The sequence below is a fragment of the Hydrogenophaga sp. R2 genome, assembly GCF_049843595.1.
Taxonomy (GTDB): domain Bacteria; phylum Pseudomonadota; class Gammaproteobacteria; order Burkholderiales; family Burkholderiaceae_C; genus Hydrogenophaga.
On sequence record NZ_JBBHZN010000001.1, the window covers coordinates 628,023 to 654,335 of the forward strand.

A 26,313-nucleotide genomic window follows, 5' to 3' on the forward strand; every position below is an offset into this window, starting at 1 on the left:
GGGAGGTTAAAGTCTGCGCGCCGGGCGGCCCGTGGATTCACGGCCGTTCATGCCCCGACAAGACGGCCGCATTGTGACAGAAAGCTCCTTCCCATGACGTCAGTCAGCCCAAGCCCGGACGCCCCGGCGCATGGCCAGCCGTCCCCCGCGCCGGACTTCTGGGCGCCCGTGCTGACGGCGCTGCGCCAGACCCTGCAGCGCGAAGGCCTGTCGCCCGAGCGCGTGGTGGTGCTGGTGCCCTATGCCCAGCTCATGGAGACGGCCCGCCGGGCCTGGGTCGGCCTGATGGGCGACGGCTTCCCCCCGCGCTTCGAGTCCACCCGCAACTGGGCCTCGGCTCTGGAACCCTTCCTGCCGGGGCCGACCGATCTGGGCATCGACATGGCCCGCGATTCCCTGATCGCCGCCAGCCTGCTGGAGCAGGTGATGCCCGAACGGTTGGCCTCGCCCCTGCGGGCCGAACTGGTGACGCGGCTGATCGAGGCGGCGCGCCAGCTGGCGCCGGTGGCGGCAGCCCGGCCGCCGGCCGAGCGCACCGCCTGGTCGCAGGAGCGCAGCGAAGGCCTGGTGCCGCCCCTGGGCGCCTTGCGCTGGGAAAGCCTGATCGCGCGCCTGGCCCTGGCCTGGGCCGGTACCTCGGCCTATGCCACCGACGCGTTGTGGAGCCCGCGTGCCGCGCCCGGGCAGGACGCCGATGCCCTGATCGTGCTGGAGGGGTTGCAGGCCGATCCGCTGACCGAAGCGCTGGCGCAGCACTGGGCGGGCCGCTGCTGGCGCCTGCCGCTGTTGTCCGCTGACGAAGGCGCCGACCCGCAGACATCCACCCGGCTGCAGGTGCACGCCTGCACCGACGCCGAAGACGAAGCCCAGCGCGCCGCCGCTTGTGTGCTGCAGCACCTCAGCCAGGGCCGTGAGCCGGTGGCCCTGGTGGCCAACGACCGCCTGCTGACCCGGCGCGTGAGCGCCCTGCTGGCTCAGCAGGGCGTGCCGGTGCGCGACGAGACCGGCTGGAAGCTCTCCACCACCCGCAGTGCCGCCGCGCTCATGGCGGTGCTGCGGGCTGCCCGGGTGGGTGCCTCGATGGACGAGGCGCTGGACGCCCTGCGCCAGGCCCCGCTGTTCTGCACCGGCCCCCACGCCGTCCTGCTGCGCTCGCTGGAGCAGCGCGCCCGCGAACGTGGCGTGGCGCGCTGGTCGGCAGCCCTGTCGATGCCGGCCCTGACCGAGGTGGTGCCGCCCGGTGCGGCCGAATGGCTGTCGTCGCTGGCCGCACCGCGTCCGCTGGTGCGCTGGCTCACCGATCTGCGCGCCGCGCTGGAGCAGGCCGGCATGGCCGAGCCCATGGCCACCGACACCGCCGGCCAGCAGGTCATGGCGGTGCTGCGGCTGTCGGAGGGCGGCGCTGCCGAGCTGGCCACCCTGGGTGCCGAGGCCGGGTCCGAGGCCGAGGACTCCGCCGCCGCACCCCGGGGTGCCCGGCGCCGCATGTCGCTGGCCACCTTCAGCGCCTGGGTGCGCGACGTGCTCGAGTCCGCCGTGTTCCATCCGCACACCGGTGTGGTGGCGGCGGTGGTGGTGCTGCCGCTGCCGCAGCTGCTGGGCCGGCCGTTCGTTGCCGTGGTGGCCCCGGGCTGCGACGAGCTGCACCTGCCGGTCAGCCCCGAACTGCCCGGCCCCTGGACGGCCGCGCAGCGCGAACACCTGGGCCTGATGCCGCGCGACGCGCTGACCCAGGCCGCCCGCCAGGCCTGGCAGCTGCTGCTCGACCAGCCCCGTGCCGACGTGCTGTGGCGCCAGGACGACCGGGGCGAAGCCCGCCTGCCGTCGCCCTGGTTGCTGCAGCAGCCGCTGGCCGCCGCCATCGACCCACGCCCCATGCGCCGCTGGGCCTTGTCGCCGGTGGAGCGCCCGCAGCCGGTGGCGGCCGATCTGGTGCCGCAGCGCCTGTCCGCCAGCGCCTACACCCAGCTGCGCCAGTGCCCGTACCGCTTCTTTGCGCTGCGGCAGCTGCGCCTGTCGGACGCGGCCGAGCTGGACGACGAACCCGATGCCCGCGACCTGGGCAACTGGCTGCACCGCGTGCTGCGCCGTTTTCATGAAGACCGCCGCGACCACCGACCGGGCCGCGACGCCGACCGCGAGCACCTGAACGCGCTGGCCCGCGACGAGGCCGATGCCATGGGCCTGAACGCGGGGGAGGGCGGGGCGGGCTTCCTGCCGTATGAGGCCCAGTGGCCGCAGCTGCGCGAGGGCTACCTTGAATGGCTCCACGGTTTCGAGGCCGGGCCCGACGCCGACGGGCCGCGCTTCCAAGCCGCCGAGATCGACCGTCAGCACAGCCTGGGCCGCTGGACCCTGATCGGCCAGCTCGACCGCATCGACCGGCTGCCGGCATCCCAGGGCGGGCAGGCCTTCGTCATCGACTACAAGACCGAAGGTCGGCAGAAGACCATCGACCGCAAGAAGCAGATCGACGAGGACGTGCAGCTGGCCTTCTACGCCGCCCTGCTGCCCGACCGGCCGGTGCGCGCGGCCTACCTCAGCATCACCGACCAGCGTGGCGTCGGGGAGAAGGCCGCCACCTGGATGCTGGAACACCCCGACGTGGCGACCGCCGCCGACCGGCTGCTGCAGGGTATCCGGAACGATCTGGACCGCATCGCCGCCGGTGCACCGCTGCCGGCCCTGGGCGAAAGGCCGGTGTGCGACCACTGCGAGGCCCGCGGCCTGTGCCGCAAGGATTTCTGGTCATGACCGCCGCCTTCCACATCAATGGCGCGAACGTCGCCCCGCAGGCCTTTTATGCCGTGGCCTGCAACCCCGCCCGCAGCGTGGCGGTGGAGGCCTGTGCCGGCGCCGGCAAGACCTGGATGCTGGTCTCGCGCATGCTGCGGGCCTTGCTGGACGGCTGCCCGCCGCAGGACATCCTGGCCATCACCTTCACCAAGAAGGCCGCCGGCGAAATGCGTGAGCGGCTGGACCGGCTGCTGCGCGAGTGCGCGGCCATGAGCCCCCCGCAGCGCATCGAAGCGCTGTGCCAGCGTGGCCTGTCGCTGGCCGACGCGCAGCGGCTGGAGCCCGATCTGGCCACCCTGCATGCGCGCCTGCTGAGCGCCGGGCGCACGGTGCAGGTGCGCACCTTCCACAGCTGGTTCGCGGCCCTGCTGCGCGGCGCGCCGCTGTCGGTGCTGCAGGAGCTGGACCTGCCGCCGCGCTACGAACTGCTGGAAGACGACCAGCCCGCCATCGAGCGGCTCTGGCCGCGTTTCCATGCCGCGCTGGCCGAGCGGCCGGTGGAGAAGGCCGACTTCTTCGACCAGGTGGCGCGCCATGGCCGCAGCCAGACCCGCAAGGCGCTGGTGCAGGCCCTGGCACGCCGCGTCGAGTTTGCGCTGGCCGATGCCGCCGGTGTGGTGGACCGTTCGGTGCAGACCTTCGGTGAAGCCTTTCCGTCCCTGCAAGGGCTGGAGCGGCCCGAGCATGCGCTGCTGGCCCCTGCCGCCCGGCAGCGCTGGCAGGCCTGGGCATCCACCCTGGGCCAGCACAAGAACAAGACACCGCAAAAGGCTGCGCAGGCCATCGTCGATGCCTTCCTGCTGCCCGATGAGCCCGAGGCCATGGACCGCCGGCTGGCCAAGCTGCGCAGCGGCTTCTTCGTGAAAGACGCCGACCGCCTCACCCAGCACCTGACCGAGCTGCCCGAGGCCCAGCAGGCCGAGGTGGAACTGCAGCTGCTGTGCGCCGCCGTGCGCCAGCACGAAGCCTGGGCGCACCACCAGCGCATGGCCCGGCTGGTGCGCCTGCTGCTGGCCTGCTTTGCCGACTTCAAGCGCGAGCAGGGCTGGGTCGACATGAACGATGTCGAAGGCGCGGCCCGCCGCCTGCTGGGCGACGCCGAACTCTCGGGCTGGCTGCAGCAGCGGCTGGATGCGCGCCTGCGCCATGTGCTGATCGACGAGTTCCAGGACACCAACCCGCTGCAGTGGCAGGCCCTGTACGGCTGGCTCTCGGGTTACGCCGGGGCCGGCCCGGGCGAGGCGCCCAGCGTGTTCCTGGTGGGCGACCCCAAACAGTCCATCTACCGTTTCCGGCGGGCCGAGCCGCAGGTGTTCCGCGCCGCCCAGGCCTTTGTGGTGCAGGGGCTGGGCGGTGCGCTGCTCAGCTGCGACCACACCCGGCGCTGCGCACCGGCGGTGGTGCAGACCCTCAATGCGGTCATGCAGGACGCCGAGAGCGCTGGCGAATACGGCGAAGCGGTCGGCGCCGCCTTCCGGGCCCACACCACCGGCAGCGACGCCACGGGGGCGGTGCTGCTGTTGCCCTCGGCCGTGCCGGCCGACGGGGACGACCCGGACGCACCTGTTACCGAATCCACCCCCGAATCCGCCGCCGAAGCCGACCCCTGGCGCGACAGCCTCACCCAGCCGCGCCACACGCCGGAGGAAAAACGCCCGGCGCTCGAAGCCCGCCAGGCCGCCGACTGGATCGCCGCCGAGCTGGCCCGGGGGCAGCTCCGCCCGGGCGACGTGATGGTGCTGGCCCGCAAGCGCGAGCGCCTGGGCTGGCTGTTCGAGGCCCTGCGCGAACGCGGCATACCGGCCGAGCAGCCGGAAAAACTCGACCTGGCCGACGCCCCCGCCGTGCAGGACGTGGTGGCCCTGCTCGATGCCCTGGTCTCGCCCGACCACAACCTGTCGCTGGCCCGCGCCCTGCGTTCGCCCATCCTGGGCTGGTCCGACGCCGATCTGGCCACCGTCGCCCGGGCCTGCCGCCGGGCCACCGAGGCCGTGTCGTGGTGGGACGTGCTGCAGGCCGGCCCATCGGCCGACGCCGGTCTGGACGAGGCCGGCACTGCCCGCTGGCGCGACACCGCCCGCTGGCTGGCGCGCTGGCAGTCGCTGGTGCAGACCTTGCCGCCGCACGATGCGCTCTCGGCCATCTATGCCGACGCCGAGCTGCCCGGGCGTTACGCCGCCAGCGTGCCGCCGGCCCAGCGCAGCGGCGTGCTGGCGCAGCTGCGTGAACTGCTGCTGCTGTCGCTGGACATCGAGGGCGGCCGCTTCCTCACGCCGTACCGCTGGGTGCGCGCCCTCAAGGCCGGCCAGCTGCCGGCGCCGCAGACCACCGCCACGGACGGTGCCGGCGCGGTGCGCCTGCTCACCATCCACGGCGCCAAGGGCCTGGAGGCCTCGGTGGTCATGCTGCTGGACACCCGCTCCGGCGGCGGCAAGCCCGAAAGCATGGGCGTGCTGGTGGACTGGCCCGGCGAGGCGCCGGTGCCCCGGCGGATGGTGTTCCTGGTGAGCGAGAAGCAGCCGCCGGCCTGTGCCGCCACCGCGCTGGAGGTCGAGCGCCAGGCCCGTTCCCTGGAAGAGCTCAATGCCCTGTACGTGGCCATGACCCGCGCCGAGCACCGCCTGGTGGTGTCCAGCTTCGAGCCGGCGCGCCGCAGCGATGCGCGCAGCTGGTTCGACCGCCTGGCCCCGCATGCCACGCCGGTCGATGCGCCGGCTCAGCTCGCCGGTGCCGCCGGGCTTGAAGTCCCCGCACCGCAGGCCGCCGAACTGCCCGATCTGCCCGCGTGGACCGGCGCCCGCCGACCCGCTGGCCAGGCCGTTGCGGCCCCGCCCGACGAAGACGACACCGCCGCCCGCCTGGGCATGGCCCTGCACCGCCTGCTGCAGTGGTGCCCCACGCCGCTGGCCGGGTTCGACTGGCACGCCGGCCATGCCAGCGCCGTGGCGCGCGAGTTCGAGCTGAGCCCGGCCCAGGCCACCGAGGCCCTGGCCGCGGCCCGCCGCATCGTGCGGGGCGAAGCCGCCTGGGCCTGGGACGCCAGCCGGGTGGACTCGGCCCGCAACGAGATCGACCTGTTCCACCAGGGCCAGCTCCTGCGGCTGGACCGGCTGGTGCGCGAGACCGCCACCGGCACCTGGTGGGTGCTGGACCACAAGAGCGCCCTGCGGCCCGAGCTCGACCCCGAGCTGCGCGCCCAGCTGCGCCGCTACGGCGACGCCGTGCGCGCTGCCCGCCCCGGCGAGCCGGTGCGCACCGCTTTCATCAACATGGCCGGGCGGCTCATCGAGCCGCCGGCCGAGACCGACATTCATGACTGACGCTCCCCCTGTTCTCCCGGTCGATGTGGCCGTCATCGGTGGCGGCCCCGCCGGCCTCATGGCCGCCGAACGCCTGCAGGCGCGAGGCCTGGCGGTGCACCTGTTCGATGCCATGCCCTCGGTGGGCCGCAAGTTCCTGCTGGCCGGCAAGGGCGGACTCAACCTCACCCATGCCGAAGCCCTGGAGGCCTTCACCGGCCGTTATGCCGAGCGCGCCGGCACGCTGGCTCCGCTGCTGCAGGCCTTCGGCCCTGACGCCGTGCGCGCCTGGGCCGAGGGCCTGGGCATCGGCACCTTCGTGGGCACCTCGCAGCGCGTGTTCCCCACCGACATGAAGGCCGCCCCGCTGCTGCGGGCCTGGCTGCAGCGCCTGCGCCATCCAGCCGCACCCGGCGTGGCGGTGCAGTTCCACATGCGGCACCGCTGGCAGGGCTGGCAGCAGAGCGGTGATCCGAGCAGCCCGCTGGTGTTCGACACCCCGCAGGGCAGGCGCAGCGTGCAGGCCCGAGCCACGGTGCTGGCCCTGGGCGGCGCCAGCTGGGCCCGCCTGGGATCGGACGGTACCTGGCAGCCCTGGCTGCAGCAGGCCGGCATCGAGCTGCGCCCGCTGGTGCCGGCCAACTGTGGCTTCGATGTGGCCGGCTCGGCGGTGCATGGCCTGGCCGAGGGCTGGACGCCCCTCTTGAGCCAGCGCTGGGCGGGCCAGCCCTTCAAGTCGGTGCGGCTGCGCTGCACCGGCGTCGACGGCGAGGTGTTCGACCGCCAGGGCGAATTCGTGCTCACCGCCACCGGCATCGAAGGCAGCCTGGTGTATGCGGCCTCCCGCCTGCTGCGCGAACGCATCGCGGCCGCGGGCCGCGCCACGCTGGAGATCGACCTGCTGCCCCACCGCAGCGCCGACTGGGTGCTGGAGCAGGTGCGCCACCCGCGCGGCTCGCGCAGCCTCTCCAGCCACCTCAAGAGCCGCCTCAACCTGGACGGCCTGAAGCTGGCCATGCTGAGCGAGTTGCTGGACAAGGCCGCGCTGCACCACCCCGAGCAGCTGGCGCGCGCCATCAAGGCCCTGCCGCTCACGCTGCTGCGCTGCCGCCCCATCGACGAGGCCATCAGCAGCGCCGGCGGCGTGCGTTTCGAAGCGCTGGACGATCACCTCATGGTGCGCCGGCACCCGGGTCTGTTCGTGGCCGGCGAGATGCTGGACTGGGAAGCGCCCACCGGGGGCTACCTGCTCACGGCCACCATGGCCAGCGGCGTGGCGGTGGGGGAGGGTGCGGCGCGGTGGCTGGGCTCAGGAGTGCCCGGGGCGCTGTAAGGGGGGTGACGAGCCTTGACCCCGGCACTGGATTCACAGTTAGGGCTGCTTGGTTCCCCACCTGACCCGGTTGGCCGCTTCACCATGCGGGAAGGCCCGTCGGGGTCGATTGTAGGCGATGGCACGGGTACCGGTCCGGGCATCACCCCCCTTTAGAATTCGGCGGATGTCCTATGTCGTCCTGGCCCGCAAGTACCGCCCACGCTCCTTTGCCGAGATGGTCGGGCAGGGCCATGTGGTGCAGGCGCTGACCAATGCCCTGACCACCGGACGCCTGCACCACGCCTACCTGTTCACCGGCACGCGCGGCGTGGGCAAGACCACGGTCTCGCGCATCCTGGCCAAGTCGCTCAACTGCCTGGGGGCCGACGGGCAGGGCGGTGTGACGGCCGAGCCCTGCGGCGTGTGCCAGGCCTGCACCGACATCGATGCCGGCCGCTTCGTGGATTACACCGAGCTCGACGCTGCCTCCAACCGGGGCGTGGACGAGGTGCAGGGCCTGCTGGAGCAGGCGGTCTACAAGCCGGTGCAGGGCCGCTTCAAGGTCTTCATGATCGACGAGGTCCACATGCTCACCAACACGGCGTTCAACGCCATGTTGAAGACGCTGGAGGAGCCGCCCGAGTACCTCAAGTTCGTGCTGGCCACGACCGACCCGCAGAAGGTGCCGGTGACCGTGCTGTCGCGCTGCCTGCAGTTCAACCTGCGGCCCATGGCACCCGAAACCGTGGCCTCTCACCTGCAGCAGGTGCTGCAGGCCGAATCGGTGGCGGCCGATGCCGCCTCGCTGCGGCTGCTGGCCCGCGCGGCGCGCGGCTCCATGCGCGACGCGCTCTCGCTCACCGACCAGGCCATCGCGTTTGGCGGCGGCAGCCTGCAGGAAGCCGGTGTGCGCCAGATGCTGGGCGCGGTGGACAGCGCCCCGGTGCTGGGCCTCATCGATGCCCTGGCCCGTGCCGACGGCGCGGCGGTGGTGGACACCGTCAACGCCCTGCGCACCCAGGGCCTGAGCGCGGCCGGCACGCTGGAAGACATGACCGCCGTGCTGCAGCGCATGGCGGTGCTGCAGGCCGTGCCCGATGCGCCGGCCTCCGACGACCCCGATGCCCCCGAGGTGGCCCGCCTGGCGCAGGCCCTGGCGCCGGACGAGACCCATCTGCTCTACAGCCTGTGCCTGCACGGCCGCGCCGAGCTGGGCCTGGCGCCCGACGAGTACGCGGCGCTGACCATGATCCTGCTGCGCCTGCTGGCCTTCAAGCCCTCGGGCACGGCGGAAAAAAAAAGCCTGAAAACAGCTGAGGCGCCCGCGCCGGTGGCCTCACCTGTGGTCGCACCGGCCCCGACGCCGGCCCCGGTGCCCGCCCCCGTGCGGACGTCACCGCCTTCGCTACCCCCTTCGCCTCCACCGCCGCCCCTTGCACCGGCCCCCGCACCTGTGGCCACCCGGTCCGACGATGGCCCGCCGCCCGACGACGCGCCCTGGCCCGAGCCCGACGACGACGGCCCGCCCTGGGACCCCGAGCCCGAGGCGGCGCCGGCCCCGGCCCGCCCGCCGATCATGCGCATCCCGGTGCGCGACCCGGGCGAGCCCGGCCGGCTGGACCAGCCGCGCGCCGCCGCGCCCGAGGCGCCGCTGCAGATCACGCCCGAGGGCGATGTGTGGTTCGAGGTGGTGATGCAGCTGGTGCGGGCCGAGGCCATCTCGGCCCTGGTGCGCGAACTGGCGCTGCAGTCGCAGCTGGTGGCGCGTGACGAAGGGCAGTGGCTGCTGCGGGTGGAGCGCGAATCGCTCAACCAGGGCAACACGCGTGAGCGCCTGTCGGCCGCGCTGCAGGCCGCCGGCCACCCGGTGCGGCTGGTGGTGGAGATCGGCCCGGTGGTCGATGCCCCTGCGCGGCGGCTGGCGGCCCAGGCCCGCGAGCGCCAGCAGCAGGCCGAGGCGCAGATCATGGCCGACCCGTTTGTGCAGGCGATGATGCGCGACTTTGGCGGCAGAATCGTGCCCGGCTCGATCAAGGCCGTCGACACCTCCGGCCGCTGATCACACACCCGTTTTTCTTCTTCAGACCACAAGGATTGCCATGTTCAACAAAGGACAACTCGCCGGCCTCATGAAGCAGGCCCAGGCCATGCAGGACAACCTCAAGAAGGCCCAGGAAGAACTGGCCTTCATCGAGGTCACCGGCGAGTCCGGCGCCGGCATGGTCAAGGTGCTCATGACCTGCAAGCACGACGTCAAGCGCGTCACCATCGACCCCAGCCTGCTGGCCGACGACAAGGACATGCTCGAAGACCTGGTGGCGGCTGCCTTCAACGACGCCGTTCGCAAGGCCGAGGCCACCTCCACCGAGAAGATGGGCAAGCTCACCGCCGGCATGCCGGGCCTGCCCGGCGGCATGAAGTTCCCGTTCTGATCCGGCGCACTGCGTGGCCGACAACCTCTCGCTGGAGCGCCTGGTGCAGGCGCTGCGCCGCCTGCCCGGCGTGGGCGTGAAGTCGGCGCAGCGCATGGCCTTCCACCTGCTGCAGCACGACCGCGACGGCGCCCGCGTGCTGGCCGATGCGCTGCAGGACGCCGCCGGCTCGGTGCGCCACTGCACCCAGTGCCACACCTTCACCGAAGCCGAGATCTGCCCCACCTGTGCCGACCCGGCGCGTGACCGCAGCCTGCTGTGCGTGGTGGAAACCCCGGCCGACCAGGCCGCCATGGAGCGCACCGGCGCCTACAAGGGCCTGTACTTCGTGCTCATGGGCAAGCTCAGCCCGCTGGACGGGGTGGGTCCGCGCGACATCGGGCTGGACAAGCTGCTCGACCGCATCATGGACACCGACGCGCCGTCGCTGCGCGAGGTGATCCTGGCCACCAACTTCACGGCCGAGGGCGAGACCACGGCCCATGTCATCACCCAGGCCCTGCGCGACCGCGACATCAAGGTCACCCGGCTGGCACGCGGCGTGCCGGTGGGCAGCGAGCTGGAATACGTCGATCTGGGCACCATTGCCCACGCGCTGGTGGACCGGCGCTGATTCATCCCCGAACTGGAGCCCCCGCCCATGAAATCCGGACTCACCGTGGCCTACTGGGCCTTGCTGATCGCTGCCCTGCTGCCCATCTTCTGCGCCGGCCTGGCCAAGTGGGGCACCTTCGGCAAGCCGCGCAAGGAAGGGGGCTACGACAACCACAACCCGCGCGCCTGGCTGGCCCGCCAGACCGACTGGCGCGCCCGCGCCAACGCCGCCCAGGCCAACACCTTCGAGGCGCTGCCCTTCTTCTTTGCGGCCGTCATCATTGCCCACCAGTCCAGCGCCTACCAGATGCGGCTGGACGTCATGGCCTTCCTGTGGGTGTTCCTGCGCGTGCTCTACGTGCTGATGTATGTGGCCGACCAGGCCACCGCCCGCTCGCTGGTGTGGGTGCTGGCCCTGGTGCTCAACATCGCCATCCTGTTCGCCTGAGGATGCTCCTTCCGGGCCGGCCGGCTCGGTAGTTTCCCGCTCGGGATTGGTCCCGATGCGGTGCCCCGGCCCCACGGCTACGGTAGGTGGGGTACAGGCTGCTCTTGGCAGCGGCCGGGAGGCAGCAGTGAACAACTGCGATCGTCGTCGGTGGATCAGGCTGGGCGCCGGGCTGGCGCTCGGTGCCGGGATGGTCCCTGCGCGCGCGCAGACTGCCCCGCGCCTGACCACCACCCGGCTGGTCATTGCGGTGGAACAGCGCGGCGCGCTGGCTTACCTGCCGCTCACTGTGGCCCAGCGCCTGGGCTTCTTCGAGGCCGAAGGCCTGAACGTGGAAGTGCGTGACCTCATCGAGCCGGGCAGCGCCCTGCGGGCGGTGCAGACCCAGGCCTCCCACCTGGTGTGCGGCCCTTTCAGCCAGCTGCTCACGGCTTCCCGCCTGCGCTCCTTCGTGCTGCAGTCGCGCACGCCGCAGATCGTGCTGGGCGTGTCGCGCAAGACCATGCCGGCCTACCGCGAGGTGATCGATCTGGCCGGCAAGCGCATCGGCGTGCAGGCCGGCCAGGCGGCCGGCAAGGCGGTGGCGCGGCGCGTGTTCGAAAAAGCCGGGCTCGACCTGGGTCAGGTCGAGCTGGTGGCCCTGGCCAACCCGTTCGCGGCGGTGCAGGCGTTCCGCAACGGGGCGGTGGACGCCATCAGTTTCTCGGACCCGGTGATCACCCAGCTGGAGCTGCTGGGCGAGCTGCGCGTGGTGGCCGACACCCGCACGCTGCGCGGCTCCACCGATGTGTTCGGCGGGCCCATGCCCTCGGTCTGTCTGGGGGCCCCGATCGATTTCATTGCCCAGTTCCCGCGCCTGTGCCAGGCGGCGGCCGATGCCATGGTGCATGCCCTGAAGTGGCTGCAGACCGCCGGCGTGACCGACATCATCCGCGCCGTGCCCGAATCGCACTTCCAGGGCGACCGGGCCCTCTATCTGGCCGCCTTCGAGCGCATGCGCGAGAGCTGGACGCCCGACGGCCTGATGCCCGCCGAGGGGCCGCTCACGGCGCTGCGCGCCATGGCCATGGGGGACGAGGTGCCGCTGCCCGAGGTGGGTGAGCTGCAGCGCAGCTACACCAACGACTTCGCCCGCAAGTCCAAGCTGCGTTTCCGGGCCTGAGGCCCGGCCGCGTTCTGGGCTTGCTCAGGGCTTGCCGGTGGCCACCCGGGTGCGGCTGCTGGTGCTGGCCGTCTTGCGGGCGGGTGCGGCCTTGCGGCTGGCGGTGGTGGTCTTGCCCTTGGCCTGGCTGCGTGCGGTGCGCGTGGCCGCCTGCTTGCGGGTGGAGGCGCTCTGCGTGGCGGCCGCACGCTGGGGCAGCATCAGGGTGATGCTCTGGCCGGCCTTGAGCGGGGCGCCGGCCGACAGCTTGTTCCACTCGGCCACGCTGGACGCCGACACCTTGTAGCGGCGCGCCAGGCTGGCCACCGTCTCGCCCTTGCGGGCCTTCACCGTGGTGCGGCGCAGCACCACGTCGGGCTGCAGGGCCAGCATGGCGTTGTCGGCCACATGCTCGGGCACGTCGCGGTCGCGCGCGCCGGTGCGGTGCACCAGCAGGCTGGAGCCGGCCCGCACCTGCATGCGCGGCGGAATGTTGTTGACCGAACGCAGCTCCGACTCGCTCATGCCCAGCTTGCTGGCGGCCGCCGAGACCGACATGGTGCTGGGCACGACCCAGGCGGTCCAGGTGGCCAGCGGGCCGTCGTGGCGGGCCAGGTTCTGCTGGAAGATGACCGCGTTGTCCCAGGGCAGCAGCACGGTGGGCGTGCCGGCGGCCATGACCACCGGCTGCTTGAGCGAGGGGTTGAGGGCGCGGAAGTCGGCCTCGCTGATGCCGGCCAGGCGGGCGATCACGGCCACGTCCATGTCGCGCTCGATGGTGACCGTGTCGAAGAACGGGTGGTTGCCGATGGCGGGCAGGGTGGCGCCGAAGGCCTGGGGCCGCGCCACGATGTTCTTCACCGCCTGCAGCTTGGGCACATAGTTGCGCGTCTCTGCCGGCATGTTGAGGTCGATGTAGCTGGCCGGCAGGCCGGCCCGTGTGTTGCGGGTGATGGCCCGGTTGACGTTGCCTTGCCCCCAGTTGTAGGCGGCCAGGGCCAGGTGCCAGTCGCCGAAGCGGGCGTGCAGCTGCTGCAGGTAGTCCAGCGCGGCGCGGGTGGAGGCCAGCACGTCGCGGCGGTCGTCGCGGAACACGTTCTGCTTGAGGTCGAACGAGGCGCCGGTGGCGGGCATGAACTGCCACATGCCGGCCGCGCGGGCCGAGGACACCGCCTGCGGATTGAAGGCGCTCTCGATGAAGGGCAGCAGGGCCAGCTCCATGGGCAGGTTGCGCCGCTCGATCTCCTCGACGATGTGGAACAGGTAGCGGCTGGAGCGCTCGGTCATGCGCTGGATGTAGTCTGGCCGGCTCAGGTACCAGCGTTCGTGGTCGCGCACCAGATCGTTGTCCAGGTCGGGCATGGACAGGCCCCGGCGGATGCGTTCCCACAGATCGACCGGTGCGGCCAGGCTGGCCACGCCGATGCCGGGGGTGCTGGCGGTGCCGATCTGGCTCAGGGGACCGCTGGGCACCACCGGCTGCATGCCGCTGGCGGCACGCGGGCTGGTGGATGCCGGTGCGGTGCTGCTGTCTGCGGGCACCGACGCGCAGCCGGCCACCAGCAGGGCCATGAAGGCCAGGGCCACGCCCAGGCCGCGTTGAAGGCGGGTGGCGGCCCGCATCAGAAGACGTTCTTCCATTCGCGCAGGGCGGCCAGCACCGACACGGCATCCGTGCCGGTGTCGGGGGCATGGCGCCGGGCGGCCGCGGCCACGCCGGGCACGCCGGTGCGCAGGAAGGGATTGATGCGCCGCTCCAGTTCGATGGAGCTGGGCAGGGTGGGCACGTTCTGCGCCCGCAGCTGCTCGCAGCGCGACTGGTAGCCCAGCAGGTCGGCGTTGTCGGGCTCCACGGCCACGGCAAAACGCAGGTTGGACAGCGTGTACTCGTGGGTGCAGCACACGCGGGTGCTGCCCGGCAGCGCGGCCAGGGCCGAGAGCGATTCGTGCATCTGCGCCGGGGTGCCTTCGAACAGGCGGCCGCAGCCGCCGGAGAACAGCGTGTCACCGCAGAACACCAGCGGGCCGCCGGGGGCATCGGGCGCGAAGAAGGCAATGTGGCCGGCGGTGTGGCCCGGCACGTCGATCACCTCGAAGCGGATGCCCAGGGCTTCGACCGACTCGCCGCCGGACACCCGTTGCAGCGGCTCGGGCATGGTCTCGAAGGCCGGTCCGATGACGCGGGCGCCGGTGGCTTCGCGCAGCTCGGCCACGCCGCCGGTGTGGTCGGCATGGTGGTGGGTGATGAGGATGGTGTCGAGCTGGATGCGGTGCTGTGCCAGCCATTGCAGCAGCCCGGCGGATTCGCCGGGGTCCACGGCCAGGGCGCGCTGGCCGTCGTGCAGGATCCAGATGTAGTTGTCGGAGAAGGCGGGTAGGGGATGAAGCTGCATGCCGTGCGAGGCCTGGGGCCGTGTAGAGTGCGGGGCTGTCCGGGCGGACACCCTTCTGCAGTGTCGCAGAGGGCAACCGCCCTGGGTCCATCCCCTGCGCCATGACCGAAAAAATTATAGGGTTGACCGAGTGGTTCGCCACGCCCCCCGGCCAGTACCTGCTGGCCTGGGAGCAGGCGCAGTTCGACCTGGCGGTGGCCGACCTGTTCGGATTCAACGCGCTGCAGCTGGGCCTGCCGGAACTCGATGCGCTGCGCAGCAACCGCATGCCGCACCGCTGGCTGGCCCTGCCCGAGCCGCTCGAGCCCGCGGCGGCGCAGGCCCGCTCGGTGGCCCTGGTCACCGATGCCGCGGCCCTGCCGTTCCCGGCCGCCAGCCTGGACCTGCTGGTGCTGCCGCACACGCTGGAGCTCAGTGCGGACCCGCACCATGTGCTGCGCGAGGTCGAGCGCGTGCTGGTGCCCGAGGGCCGCGTGGTCATCAGCGGCTTCAACCCGGCCAGCTGGTGGGGCTTCCGCCAGGGCCGGGCCCGGTTGTGGGAGCGCACCGGCATGGACGACGGCAGCGGCCTGTACCTGCCCGATGCCGGCGAGTTCATCGGTCCCTGGCGCCTGCGCGACTGGCTGCGCCTGCTGAGCTTCGAGATCGAGTCCGACCGTTATGGCTGCTACCGGCCGGCGGTGCGCACCGAAAAATGGCTGCAGCGCATGGCCTGGATGGACCGGGCCGGCGCCCGCTGGTGGCCGGTCTTCGGGGCGGTCTACTTTGCGGTGGCGGTCAAGCGGGTGCGCGGCATGCGCGTGCTGGGCCCGGCCTGGAAGCCACGGCGGGCGCGGGCGGCGGCACCGGTGCCGGTGACCAGCCGGCACTGAGGCCTGTTTATCTTTCCTTCACATTCCTGGAGCATCCTCTCTTGAACCATGTGGTGATCTACACCGACGGCGCCTGCAAGGGCAATCCCGGCCCGGGCGGCTGGGGCGTCTACCTGAAGTCCGACGGACACGAAAAGGAACTGTGGGGCGGCGAACGCAGCACCACCAACAACCGCATGGAACTCACAGCGGTGATCGAGGCACTGGCGGCGCTCAAGCGCCCGTGCCGGGTATCGCTCTTCCTCGACAGCGAATACGTGCGCAAAGGCATCACCGAGTGGATTCACGGGTGGAAGAAGAAAGGCTGGGTCACGGCCGCCAAACAGCCGGTGAAGAACGCCGAGCTGTGGCAGCGCCTGGACCAGCTGGTGCACAACGGTCCGCACCAGATCGAATGGCACTGGGTCAAGGGCCATGCCGGCGACCCGGGCAACGAGCGCGCCGACGCGCTGGCCAACCGGGGCGTGCCGGGCTGATCCCCGGCGCCGCACGACCCCGACCAGCCTGCGGGGTCGTGGGAACTTCGTGCCTGCCCATCCGCTCTGGACTGCTACATTGCCCGATGACCCCGCAGCGCGTGCCGCTGGCGCGGGTCCCCCTATCCCCCATTGACGGGACACCATGGCCAAAAAACTGATTCATGTGCTGGTCGCTGTGGCCGGCATCGGTGTGGCGTCCGGCGCCGCGTGGTGGTGGCAGCACCGCACACCGGCCACCGGCCCGGCTGCTGCTGCTGCTGCCGGTGGTGCCGCCGCACCCGGCGCCCGTGCGCCGGCAGGCCCCCCCAGCGTGGAGGTGACCAGCGTGCGCCGTGCGCGGCTGCAGGACGACGCCCAGGCCGTGGGCACGCTGCGCTCGCGCCAGAGCGTGACCCTCAAGCCCGAGGTGGCCGGCCGGGTACAGCGCATCGCGTTTGCCGACGGCGCCCAGGTGCGGCGCGGTCAGCTGCTGGTGCAGCTGGACGACACGCTGCAGGCGGCCGAGCTCAGCCAGGCGCAGGCCCAGCTCTCCATCGCCCAGGCCAACTTCAACCGCAACCAGGAACTGGTGGCGCAGAACTTCGTGGCCCAGCGCGTGCTGGACGAAAGCCGTGCCGCCCTGCAGGTGGCCCAGGCCCAGGTGACCCTGGCCCAGGCCCGCCAGCAGCGCATGCGCATCACCGCGCCCTTTGACGGCACCGTGGGCCTGCGCAGCATCAACCTGGGTCAGTACGTGCAGGAAGGCCAGGACCTGGTCAACCTGGAAGACACCTCGGTGCTGACCGTGGACTTCCGCCTGCCCGAGCGCTACCAGACCCGCATCGCGCCGGGTCTGGCGGTGCAGGTGCAGCTCGATGCGCTGCCCGGCCGCAGCTGGGAAGCCAAGGTGCTGGCGGTGGACCCGCTGCTGGACGCCAACGGCCGCTCGATCGCGGTGCGCGCCACCATGCCGGCCGACCCGCGCAAGGAGCTGCGCCCCGGCATGTTCGCCCGCGTGCTGACCGTGTTCTCGGTGGACGACACCGCCATGGTGGTGCCCGAGGAGGCGCTGGTGCCGCAGGCAGGGCGGCAGTTCGTGTACGTGCTGGACGAGCAGGGCGAGGGCGATGCGCGCAAGCGTGTCTCGCGCCGCATCGAGGTGCAGACCGGCGTGCGCCGGGGCGCCGAGGTGCAGATCGTCAAGGGCCTGCAGGGCAACGAGACCGTGGTGGTGGCCGGTCAGCAGCGCCTGCAGCGCGACGGCACGGTGGTGAAGGTGGTCGACATGGCCAAGGCCGTGGCCAATGCGGCGACCACCGCGCCGGCGTCCGCACCCGCCCGCTGACGCCGAACCCGGAGCACACGCATGCAGCTGCCTGAAATATCCGTCCGCCGCCCGGTGTTTGCCACCGTGCTGTCCCTGCTGGTGCTGCTGGTGGGCATGGTGGCCTTCAAGGGCCTCACGGTGCGCGAGTACCCCAACATCGACGAGCCCACCGTCACCGTCACCACCACCTTCGGCGGTGCGTCCAGCGAGGTCATCGAGACCCAGGTCACCAAGGTGCTCGAAGACTCCCTGGCCGGCATCGAGGGGGTGGACATCATCACCTCCATCAGCCGCCAGGAGCAGAGCCAGATCACGGTGCGCTTCAAGCTCAGCCGCGACCCCGACTCGGCCGCCGCCGATGTGCGCGACAAGGTCAGCCGCGTGCGCCAGCGCCTGCCCGAGGAAGTGGACGAACCGGTCATTGCCAAGGTCGAGGCCGATGCCTCGCCGGTGATCTGGCTGGCCCTCACCTCCGAATCCATGCCGGCGCTGGAGCTCAGCGACCTGGCCAACCGCATCGCCAAGCCGCGCCTGCAGACGGCGCCCGGCGCGGCCGACGTGCGCATCTTCGGCGAGCGCCGCTACTCCATGCGCATCTGGCTCGACCCGGATCGCCTGGCCGCCTACAACCTGACGGTGCAGGACGCCGAAGACGCGCTGCGCCGCTCCAACCTGGAAGTGCCGGCCGGCCGCATCGAGAGCCAGCAGCGCGAGTTCAACGTGACCGCCGCCACCGACCTGCAGACCCCTGCGCAGTTCGCCGGCATTCCCATCCGCACCGTCAACGGCCAGACCATCCGCATCGGCGACGTGGCCCGGGTGGAGCAGGCCCCGCAGGACGAACGCACCACGGTGCGCTACAACGGCCGCGAAGGCATCTCGCTCGGCGTGATCCGCCAGGCCACGGCCAACCCGCTGGACCTGTCGGCGGCGGTGCAGGCCATGCTGCCGCAGATCCGCGAGGACCTGCCCGACACGGTGAAGGTGGAGGTGGCCAACGACAACTCCATCTTCATCGACCGTTCCATCAAGGCGGTCTACACCACCATCGCCGAAGCCGTGGTGCTGGTGGCCCTGGTCATCTTCGTGTTCCTGCGCACGCTGCGGGCGTCCATCATTCCGCTGGTGACCATTCCGGTCAGCCTGATCGGCGCCTTCGCGCTGATGGCGCTGTTCGGCTTTTCCATCAACACGCTCACGCTGCTGGCGCTGGTGCTGGCCATCGGCCTGGTGGTGGACGACGCCATCGTGGTGCTGGAGAACATCTACCGCCACATCGAGGACGGCATGAAGCCGTTCGAGGCCGCGATCAAGGGTTCCAGGGAGATCGGCTTTGCGGTGGTGGCCATGACGCTGACGCTCGCCGCCGTGTACGCGCCCCTCATGTTCACGCCGGGCCGCACCGGCAAGCTGTTTGCCGAGTTCGCGCTGGCGCTGGCCGGCGCGGTGATCGTCTCGGGCTTCGTGGCGCTCACGCTCTCGCCCATGCTGTGCTCCAAGCTGCTCAGGCACAACCCCAAGCCGGGCCGTTTCGACCGCTACATGGAGCGCCAGCTCACCCGCCTGAGCGACGGCTACGAGCGCCTGCTGGGCGCCACGCTCAAGGTGCGCTGGCTGATGGTGGCCATCATGCTGGTCAGTGCCGCCGGCAGCTGGCTGCTGCTGCAGTCCACCCGGCAGGAGCTCTCGCCCATGGAAGACCGGGGCGTGGTGCTGGCCTCCATCAACGGACCCGATGGCGCCACGCTGGCCTACACCCAGAAGTACGCCCAGGCCATCGAGGGCATGGCCCAGACCTACCCGGAGTTCGACCGCATCTTCACCATCGTGGGCAATCCGTCGGTGGCCCAGGGCAGCGTGATCATGCGCGGCGCCGCCTGGGAAGACCGCACCCGCACCACCATGGAGATCGCCCGCGACCTTTCGCCCAAGGTGGCGGCCCTGCCGGGCATCAGCGCCTTCCCGATCACGCCGCCCTCGCTGGGCCAGGGCTTTCGCGAGCGCCCGGTCAACTTCGTCATCATCACCAACGACTCGTACGAGAACCTCTCTGGCGTGGTGCGGCAGTTCCAGGACAGGCTGGCCCAGAACCCGGGCTTCGTGCAGGTGGACACCGACCTGCGCCTGAACAAGCCCGAGATCCGCCTGGACGTGGACCGCGAACGCGCCGCCGACATGGGCGTGAGCGTGGACGCCATCGCCCGCACGGTGGAGACCATGCTGGGCGGCCGCACCGTCACCCGCTACAAGCGCGACGGCGAGCAATACGACGTGGTGGTGCAGACCGTGTCTGCCAGCCGCACCACGCCCGAGGACATCGACCGCCTGTTCGTGCGGGGCCGGGGCGACGCCATGATCCCGCTGGCCTCGCTGGTCAAGACCTCCGAGGTGGTGGTGCCGCGCGAGCTCAACCACTTTGCCCAGCGCCGCAGCGCCACCATCACCTCCAACCTGTCGCCCGACTACTCGCTGGGCGAGGCGCTGGCCTACCTGGACCAGATCTCGGCCGAGATCCTGCCTGCGGGCTACACCACCGACCTCAACGGCCAGAGCCGTGAATTCCGCAGCGCCTCGGGCTCGCTGGCGCTGGTCTTCGTGCTGTCGCTGGTCTTCATCTACCTGGTGCTGGCGGCCCAGTTCGAGAGCTTCGTGGACCCCTTCATCATCATGCTCAGCGTGCCGCTGTCCATGCTGGGGGCGTTGCTGGCGCTCAAGCTGGCGGGAGGCACGCTCAATGTGTTCAGCCAGATCGGGCTCATCACGCTGGTGGGCCTGATCACCAAGCACGGCATCCTGATCGTGGAATTTGCCAACCAGCTGCGCGAGGAAGGCGTGGAACGTGTCGAGGCGGTGCGCCGCGCCGCCGCCATGCGCCTGCGCCCCATCCTCATGACCACCGGCGCCATGGTGCTGGGCGCCATTCCGCTGGCCCTGGCCACCGGTGCCGGTGCCGAGAGCCGTCAGCAGATCGGCTGGGTGATCGTGGGCGGCATGTCGCTGGGCACGCTGCTTACCGTCTTCGTGGTGCCCACCATGTACACGCTGCTCTCGCGCGACAAGGCGCACCAGCCGCAGCCGCCGGCGTCCGACGCCGGCTTCATCCCGGCCAAGTGACGTGAAAGGTCGGCGGCGTCAGATGGCGCCGTCGAACACCATCACCTCGACGGTGTCGCCCACGGCCACGTTGCCCTGGTCGTGCCGCAGCACGATCAGGCCGTTGGCCTGCACCATCGAGCTCAGCACGCCCGATCCCTGGTTGCCGGTGGTGCGGGCCACCAGCGTGCCGTCGGCCTCGCGGGTGACGGTGCCGCGCTGGTACTCGGTGCGGCCCGGCTTCTTGCGCATGGCCTCGCCGCTGCGCGCCTGCAGCAGCACGGGCTGGCTGACCTCGGCGCCCATGAGCTGCTGCAGGGCCGGACGCACAAAAGCAAGGAAGGTCACCATGACGGCCACCGGGTTGCCGGGCAACCCGAACAGGACCGGCCGGCGCCCATCGGCCATGCGGCCCACCGCCATGGGCCGGCCCGGGCGCATGGCGATGCGCCAGAAGGCCACGTCGCCCAGCTGCTTCATCAGCGCCTTGGTGTGGTCGGCCTCGCCCATGCTCACGCCGCCGCTGGTGATGATGGCGTCGGCCTGCCCGGCGGCCTGGCGGAAGGCGGCCTCCAGGCTGGCGGGGTCGTCGCCCACCACGCCCATGTCGATCACGTCGATGCCCATGCGGCGCAGCAGGCCGTACACCGTGTAGCGGTTGCTGTCGTACACCGCACCTTCGCGCGGGGCCTCGCCCAGGCTGAGGATTTCGTCGCCGGTGGAGAAGTAGGCCACCTGGATGCGCCGCATCACCTTGACCGTGGGCAGCCCCAGGCTGGCGATCAGGCCGAGCGCGGCCGGGCCCAGCGTCTGGCCACGGCGCAGGGCAGGGCGGCCTTCCATCAGGTCTTCGCCCTTGAAGCGGCGGTTGTCGCCGGCCTTCAGGATGCCGGGCGGCAGCGTTATCCGGTCGCCCTCGACCTTCACGAACTCCAGCGGCACCACCGTGTCCAGGCCGGCCGGCATGATGGCGCCGGTCATGATCTTCACGCACTGACCCGGCGCCACGCTGCCGGCCCAGGCCTTGCCGGCCAACGCCGTGCCCACCACCTGCAGGCTCAGCGGTGCGTCACCCAGCTGGCCGCCATCGAAGGCGAAGCCGTCCATGGCGGAGTTGTCGTGCGGCGGCACGCTGATGGGGGAGATCACGTCGTCGGCCAGCACCCGGCCCAGGGCATCGAACACGCCCACATCCTCGGTGCCGGTCACCGGCGTCACCAGCCGGGCCAGGAAATCGTTCACCTGCGCCGCGCTCAGGGCCTGCGGGTCGTAGCCCTGCAGCTCGGCGGCGATCTGCTCGATGGTCTTCATGGCTCAGGAGCGCTCCAGCGCGTGCAGTTCGGCCAGGGTGTTGGCATTGCGGAAGGCGCTCGGGTCGTCACCGGGCTGGTTGAACGGCACCTCCACGGTGCGGTGCTGCGCGGTCCAGGCGTCGATCTTGCGGCCGCCGGCCTGGGTGAACAGCGTCAGGCTTTCCAGCAGCTCGATGCGCATGAGACAGAACACCGGCTGGGTGCGCAGCTGGCCGTCTTCGGGGGCGGACACCATGGCGATCTCGGTGGCCGGGTCGTCGAAGGCGGCGGCCAGCCGGCGTGCCAGGTCGAGCGGAAAACGCGGTACGTCGCAAGGCACCGTGAGCAGGTAGGGCGTCTCGCAGCGCTCCAGCCCGGTCAGGAAGCCGCCCAGCGGGCCGGGAAAGTCGCTGATGCCGTCGGGCCAGACCGGCACGCCGAAGGCCTCGTAGGCCGCCAGGTTGCGGTTGGCATTGATCATCTGGTCGCCGACCAGGCCGCCGTCCTGCATCTGCAGGCGCAGCAGCGCGTGCAGCGCCAGCGGCGTGCCGTTGAAGTTCTGCAGGCCCTTGTCGGTGCCGCCCATGCGGGAGCCGCGCCCGCCGGCCAGCACCATGCCGGTGATCTGGTTCTGTTCGATCATGGGTGTGAAGTTCAGCCGCCGATGTAGGACATCTCCACCCGCCGCTGGCCCTGGGTGGCGTCGGGCGGCAGGGTGGCGCGGAGTTGGGAATAACGGTCGTCGCGCCCTTGCCAGATGGCGGCAATGGCGCTGGCCAGCTCGTCGTCGCTGGCGCCGCCGCGGATGAGGGGGCGCAGGTCGTGGCCCTGGGTGGCGAACAGGCACAGGTAGAGCTGGCCTTCGGTGGACAGGCGGGCGCGGTTGCAGTCGCCGCAGAAGGCCTGAGTGACGCTGCTGATCACGCCGATCTCGCCCGAGCCGTCGGCATAGCCCCAGCGTTCGGCCGTCTCGCCCGGGGCCGACGGGTCCAGCTGCACCAGCGGCAGCTCGGCATGGATGCGCTGCACCACCTCGGCACTGGGCAGCACCTCGTCCATGCGCCAGCCGTTGGTGGCACCCACGTCCATGTATTCGATGAAGCGCAGCACGATGCCGCTGCCCTTGAAGTGGCGCGCCATGGGCAGGATCTGGTCGTCGTTGGTGCCGCGCTTGACCACCATGTTGACCTTGATCGGGCCCAGGCCGGCCGCGCGGGCCGCTTCGATGCCTTCCAGCACATCGGCCACCGGAAAGTCCACATCGTTCATGGCGCGGAAGACCGCATCATCCAGGCCGTCCAGGCTCACGGTCACGCGCTGCAGGCCGGCGTCCTTCAGTGCCTTGGCCTTGCGGGCCAGCAGCGAGCCGTTGGTGGTGAGGGTGATGTCCAGCGGCTGGCCTTCGGGCGTGCGCAGGGCGGCGAGCTGGCCGATCAGGATTTCCAGGTTCTTGCGCAGCAGCGGCTCGCCCCCGGTCAGGCGCAGCTTCTGCACGCCGTGGGCCACGAACTGGCGCGCCACCCGGGTGATCTCCTCGAAGGTCAGCAGGCTGCTGTGCGGCAGGTAGGCGTAGTCCTTGTCGAAGATTTCCTTGGGCATGCAGTAACTGCAGCGGAAATTGCATCGGTCGGTCACGCTGATGCGCAGGTCTCGCAGCGGGCGGCCCAGCTGGTCGCCCAGCAGGCCGGTGGCGGCGATCGGCCGGTCGGGGATGCGCACCGCGGTGTTGCGCAGGCGTTGGTCGATCAGGGGAATGACGCGTTCGGACATAGCCGACGATTATCCGACATGCCCCCTGGGGCATGCGGTCGCCGCAGGGCGGGCGCCCCCGGCGGCAGCGGGGTCTCAGGTCGCGGGCGCGACGCTGGCTGTACCCACCGGAGCCAGCACATCGGCGTGGTCCTGCAGCCAGCGCTCGGACAGCTCGTTGTGGTGCTGGGCGGGATGGAAGTCGGGCCGGAAGTAGGCCTTCCACGGGGCAAAGCTCACCCGCAGCAGGCCGTCGCGCCCCAGCAGGTGGCGCAGGCCGCTGCGCCAGGTGCTCCAGCGCCACAGCGTGCCGTCGCGCCGCAGGTTGGCGGCGGTCTGGCGCAGCACGTCGAGCATGAACAGCAACGCCACCCGCCGCATCCAGGTCACCCGCCAGGCGTGGCTGCCGCCCAGGGCCTGGTACAGGTCGAAGGCGGTGCACTTGTGCTCCGACTCTTCGGCGCTGTGCCACAGCCACAGGGTCTGCAGCCGGGGCTCGGCCCCGGCCAGCACCTGCGGCCGGGCCAGCAGCCAGTCGGCAAAGAGCGCGGTGAAGTGCTCGTTGGCCGCGGTGATGGCCAGCGCGTGGCGCGGGTCGGCCTGCTCCAGCGGCGCCAGGCGGGCCGTGATGCGGCCCTCCCAGCCATTGACCAGCCCCTGCCGCTCCAGGTGGGCATTGAACAGGGCGTGGATGCGCCGGTGCGTGGCCTCCTGGCCCACGAAGCCCTTGACCTCCGCGTCCCACCGCGCCTGCTGCTCAGGCGGCAGGGCCTTGAAGCCCCGGCGCACGCTGTCCAGAAAGAACTGCTCGCCCACCGGAAAGCTCATCGACAGGGCGTTGAACCAGGCGGTGAGGAAGGCGTCGCCGCCGCACCAGTGGCGCGGCACCGGGGCTTCCAGGTCGATGAGCAGTCGGCGGACGGTGAGCTGGGTCATGGGGCGGGCAACACGGGTCAGGTCAGGGGCAGCAGCGGCACGATCAGCAGGGCCACGATGTTGATGATCTTGATCAGCGGGTTCACGGCCGGGCCGGCGGTGTCCTTGTAGGGATCGCCCACGGTGTCGCCGGTGACGGCGGCCTTGTGCGCCTCCGAACCCTTGCCGCCGTGGTGGCCGTCTTCGATGTACTTCTTGGCATTGTCCCAGGCACCGCCGCCGGTGCACATGGAGATCGCCACGAACAGACCCGTCACGATGGTGCCCATGAGCAGGCCGCCCAGGGCCTTGGGACCCAGGAACACGCCCACGAGGATGGGCACCACCACCGGCAGCAGGCTGGGGACGATCATTTCCTTGATGGCCGCGCTGGTCAGCATGTCCACGGCGCGGCCGTACTCGGGCTTGGCCGTGCCTTCCATGATGCCGGCGATCTCCTTGAACTGGCGGCGCACCTCCACCACCACCGAGCCGGCCGCACGGCCCACGGCCTCCATGGCCATGGCCCCGAACAGGTAGGGGATCATGCCGCCGATGAACAGGCCGATGATGACCATCGGGTCGCTCAGGTCGAAGCTGACCTTGGCGCCGTAGGTTTCGAGCTTGTGGGTGTAGTCGGCGAACAGCACCAGCGAGGCCAGGCCGGCCGAGCCGATGGCATAGCCCTTGGTGACGGCCTTGGTGGTGTTGCCCACGGCGTCCAGCGGGTCGGTGATGTCGCGCACGCTGCTGGGCAGCTCGGCCATCTCGGCAATGCCGCCGGCGTTGTCGGTGATGGGGCCGTAGGCGTCCAGCGCGACCACGATGCCGGCCATGCTCAGCATGGACGTGGCGGCCACGGCAATGCCGTACAGGCCGGCCAGCGCATAGGCCGCCACGATGGCGGCGCACACGAACAGCACCGGCCAGGCGGTGGAGCGCATGGAGACACCCAGGCCGGCAATGATGTTGGTGCCGTGGCCGGTGGTGGAAGCCTGGGCGATGTGCTTGACCGGGCTGTACTGCGTGCCGGTGTAGAACTCGGTGATCCACACCAGGGCGGCGGTCAGCACCAGGCCCACGGCGCAGGCGCCGAACAGCTTGAGCTGGCTGCCGGCGGCACCCAGGGCGTTGTCCGGAATGATCCAGGCGGTCACGAACCAGAACGCGATCAGCGAGAGCACGCCGGCAATCGCCAGGCCCTTGTAGAGCGCCGGCATCACGTTCTTCATGCCCGGGCTGGCCTTGACGAAGAAGCAGCCGATGATGGAGGCAATGATGGACACGCCCCCCAGCACCAGCGGGTAGAGCACCGCCTGCATCGGGGCGGCCGCCACCATCAGGGCGCCCAGCACCATGGTGGCGATCAGCGTGACGGCATAGGTCTCGAACAGGTCGGCGGCCATGCCGGCGCAGTCGCCCACGTTGTCACCCACGTTGTCGGCGATCACGGCCGGGTTGCGCGGGTCGTCTTCCGGAATGCCGGCCTCCACCTTGCCCACCAGGTCGGCGCCCACGTCGGCGCCCTTGGTGAAGATGCCGCCACCCAGGCGCGCAAAGATCGAGATCAGCGAGGAGCCGAAGGCAAAGCCGATCAGCGGGTTGAGCATCTTGGCCAGGTTGGAGGTGGCGTTGGTGTTGCCGTTGCCCACCAGGAACCAGAAGAAGCCGGCCACCCCCAGCAGGCCCAGGCCCACCACCAGCATGCCGGTGATGGCGCCGCCGCGGAAGGCCACGTCGAGCGCCGGGCCGATGCCCTTGGTGGCGGCCTGTGCGGTGCGCACGTTGGCCCGCACCGAGATGTTCATGCCGATGAAGCCGCAGGCGCCCGAGAGCACCGCGCCCAGCACGAAGCCCACGGCCGAGGGGCCGTCCAGGAACACGCCGATGAGGATGGCCAGCACCACGCCCACCAGGCCGATGGTCTTGTACTGACGGGCGAGGTAGGCGGCCGCCCCGGTCTGGATGGCCCCTGCGATTTCCTGCATGCGGGCATTGCCCGCGTCCTGGGAGAGGATCCAGCTGCGCGACCAGAACCCGTAGACCACGGCGATCAGGCCACACACCAGCGCAAACACCAGCGCACTTTGTCCAACCATGAAGTTACTCCTGCTCTGTTTTGTACGACTTGGAGGGGGCAACGCCTCCGGGGCTGCCCCCGCTGCGTTGCTTCCTCGCTCGGTACCTTC

At 71.0% G+C, this 26,313-nt stretch carries 19 protein-coding genes and 1 other RNA gene; 12 read left to right on the forward strand and 8 right to left on the reverse strand.

Annotated features, from left to right (window positions below):
* The first annotated feature begins 93 nt into the window (after nt 1-93).
* Genes WD026_RS03070 through WD026_RS03080 form a run of 3 tightly spaced genes read left to right on the forward strand, consistent with a single transcriptional unit; the run spans nt 94 to nt 7,428 of the window.
* Complete coding sequence (locus WD026_RS03070) at nt 94-2,754, forward strand: PD-(D/E)XK nuclease family protein (RefSeq protein WP_425722181.1); 2,661 nt, start codon at nt 94-96, stop codon at nt 2,752-2,754.
* Complete coding sequence (locus WD026_RS03075) at nt 2,751-6,116, forward strand: UvrD-helicase domain-containing protein (RefSeq protein ID WP_425722182.1); 3,366 nt, start codon at nt 2,751-2,753, stop codon at nt 6,114-6,116. The genes WD026_RS03070 and WD026_RS03075 overlap by 4 nt, the downstream gene beginning before the upstream one ends.
* On the forward strand, nt 6,109-7,428 hold the full coding sequence (locus tag WD026_RS03080; RefSeq protein WP_425722183.1) for a TIGR03862 family flavoprotein: 1,320 nt from the start codon (nt 6,109-6,111) through the stop codon (nt 7,426-7,428). Before WD026_RS03075 ends, WD026_RS03080 begins: the two co-directional genes overlap by 8 nt.
* A 4-nt stretch (nt 7,429-7,432) precedes the next feature.
* Here WD026_RS03080 and ffs read toward each other — a convergent pair.
* Nucleotides 7,433-7,529: signal recognition particle sRNA small type (ffs, locus tag WD026_RS03085), an RNA gene on the reverse strand.
* 65 nt (nt 7,530-7,594) lie between these two features.
* Here ffs and dnaX point away from each other — a divergent pair.
* The 5 genes from dnaX to WD026_RS03110 all read left to right on the forward strand — a co-directional run bounded on the left by dnaX (nt 7,595) and on the right by WD026_RS03110 (nt 12,046).
* A complete protein-coding gene (gene dnaX / locus WD026_RS03090; protein WP_425722184.1) occupies nt 7,595-9,469 on the forward strand; it encodes a DNA polymerase III subunit gamma/tau in 1,875 nt (624 codons plus the stop codon).
* A gap of 40 nt (nt 9,470-9,509) precedes the next feature.
* Nucleotides 9,510-9,842 carry a YbaB/EbfC family nucleoid-associated protein gene (locus WD026_RS03095; protein WP_425722185.1) on the forward strand — a complete coding sequence of 111 codons (333 nt, stop codon included), beginning with the start codon at nt 9,510-9,512 and terminating at the stop codon, nt 9,840-9,842.
* A 13-nt stretch (nt 9,843-9,855) separates the two neighbouring features.
* Nucleotides 9,856-10,455 (forward strand): recombination mediator RecR, encoded by a 600-nt coding sequence (recR, locus tag WD026_RS03100; RefSeq protein WP_425722186.1) that lies wholly within the window; start codon nt 9,856-9,858, stop codon nt 10,453-10,455.
* A 27-nt stretch (nt 10,456-10,482) separates the two neighbouring features.
* Nucleotides 10,483-10,884 (forward strand): MAPEG family protein, encoded by a 402-nt coding sequence (locus WD026_RS03105; protein WP_425722187.1) that lies wholly within the window; start codon nt 10,483-10,485, stop codon nt 10,882-10,884.
* Nucleotides 10,885-11,074: 190 nt separating this feature from the next.
* Complete coding sequence (locus WD026_RS03110) at nt 11,075-12,046, forward strand: ABC transporter substrate-binding protein (RefSeq protein WP_425722188.1); 972 nt, start codon at nt 11,075-11,077, stop codon at nt 12,044-12,046.
* Nucleotides 12,047-12,070: 24 nt separating this feature from the next.
* Here the strand turns inward: WD026_RS03110 and WD026_RS03115 are convergent, their stop codons facing one another.
* Both WD026_RS03115 and gloB read right to left on the reverse strand, forming a co-directional pair.
* Nucleotides 12,071-13,597, reverse strand: a complete 1,527-nt coding sequence (locus tag WD026_RS03115; protein ID WP_425723194.1) for a transglycosylase SLT domain-containing protein — start codon at nt 13,595-13,597, stop codon at nt 12,071-12,073.
* Between the two features lie 50 nt (nt 13,598-13,647).
* Nucleotides 13,648-14,418, reverse strand: a complete 771-nt coding sequence (gloB, locus tag WD026_RS03120; RefSeq protein WP_425722189.1) for a hydroxyacylglutathione hydrolase — start codon at nt 14,416-14,418, stop codon at nt 13,648-13,650.
* A gap of 101 nt (nt 14,419-14,519) precedes the next feature.
* Here gloB and WD026_RS03125 point away from each other — a divergent pair, with 101 nt between their 5' ends.
* From WD026_RS03125 to WD026_RS03140, 4 genes are all read left to right on the forward strand, one after another.
* A complete protein-coding gene (locus WD026_RS03125) occupies nt 14,520-15,290 on the forward strand; it encodes a class I SAM-dependent methyltransferase (protein ID WP_425722190.1) in 771 nt (256 codons plus the stop codon).
* A gap of 41 nt (nt 15,291-15,331) precedes the next feature.
* Nucleotides 15,332-15,766 carry a ribonuclease HI gene (gene rnhA, locus WD026_RS03130; protein WP_425722191.1) on the forward strand — a complete coding sequence of 145 codons (435 nt, stop codon included), beginning with the start codon at nt 15,332-15,334 and terminating at the stop codon, nt 15,764-15,766.
* A gap of 145 nt (nt 15,767-15,911) precedes the next feature.
* Nucleotides 15,912-17,093, forward strand: coding sequence for an efflux RND transporter periplasmic adaptor subunit (locus WD026_RS03135; RefSeq protein ID WP_425722192.1), 1,182 nt, complete (start codon nt 15,912-15,914; stop codon nt 17,091-17,093).
* Nucleotides 17,094-17,114: 21 nt separating this feature from the next.
* Nucleotides 17,115-20,189, forward strand: coding sequence for an efflux RND transporter permease subunit (locus tag WD026_RS03140; RefSeq protein WP_425722193.1), 3,075 nt, complete (start codon nt 17,115-17,117; stop codon nt 20,187-20,189).
* 18 nt (nt 20,190-20,207) lie between these two features.
* Here WD026_RS03140 and glp read toward each other — a convergent pair whose 3' ends face one another.
* The 5 genes from glp to WD026_RS03165 form a co-directional block, all read right to left on the reverse strand.
* On the reverse strand, nt 20,208-21,479 hold the full coding sequence (glp, locus tag WD026_RS03145; RefSeq protein WP_425722194.1) for a gephyrin-like molybdotransferase Glp: 1,272 nt from the start codon (nt 21,477-21,479) through the stop codon (nt 20,208-20,210).
* Nucleotides 21,480-21,482: 3 nt separating this feature from the next.
* Entirely contained in the window at nt 21,483-22,103 is a 621-nt protein-coding gene (gene mobA / locus WD026_RS03150) for a molybdenum cofactor guanylyltransferase MobA (protein ID WP_425722195.1), read from the reverse strand.
* Nucleotides 22,104-22,114: 11 nt separating this feature from the next.
* Nucleotides 22,115-23,230 carry a GTP 3',8-cyclase MoaA gene (gene moaA, locus WD026_RS03155; RefSeq protein ID WP_425722196.1) on the reverse strand — a complete coding sequence of 372 codons (1,116 nt, stop codon included), beginning with the start codon at nt 23,228-23,230 and terminating at the stop codon, nt 22,115-22,117.
* A 75-nt stretch (nt 23,231-23,305) separates the two neighbouring features.
* Nucleotides 23,306-24,145: a metal-dependent hydrolase gene (locus WD026_RS03160; protein WP_425722197.1), complete on the reverse strand. Its 840-nt coding sequence runs from the start codon at nt 24,143-24,145 to the stop codon at nt 23,306-23,308.
* Between the two features lie 17 nt (nt 24,146-24,162).
* The gene (locus WD026_RS03165) at nt 24,163-26,223 is read right to left on the reverse strand and encodes a sodium-translocating pyrophosphatase (protein WP_425722198.1); all 2,061 of its coding nucleotides are present in this window, start codon (nt 26,221-26,223) and stop codon (nt 24,163-24,165) included.
* Nucleotides 26,224-26,313 lie beyond the last annotated feature (90 nt).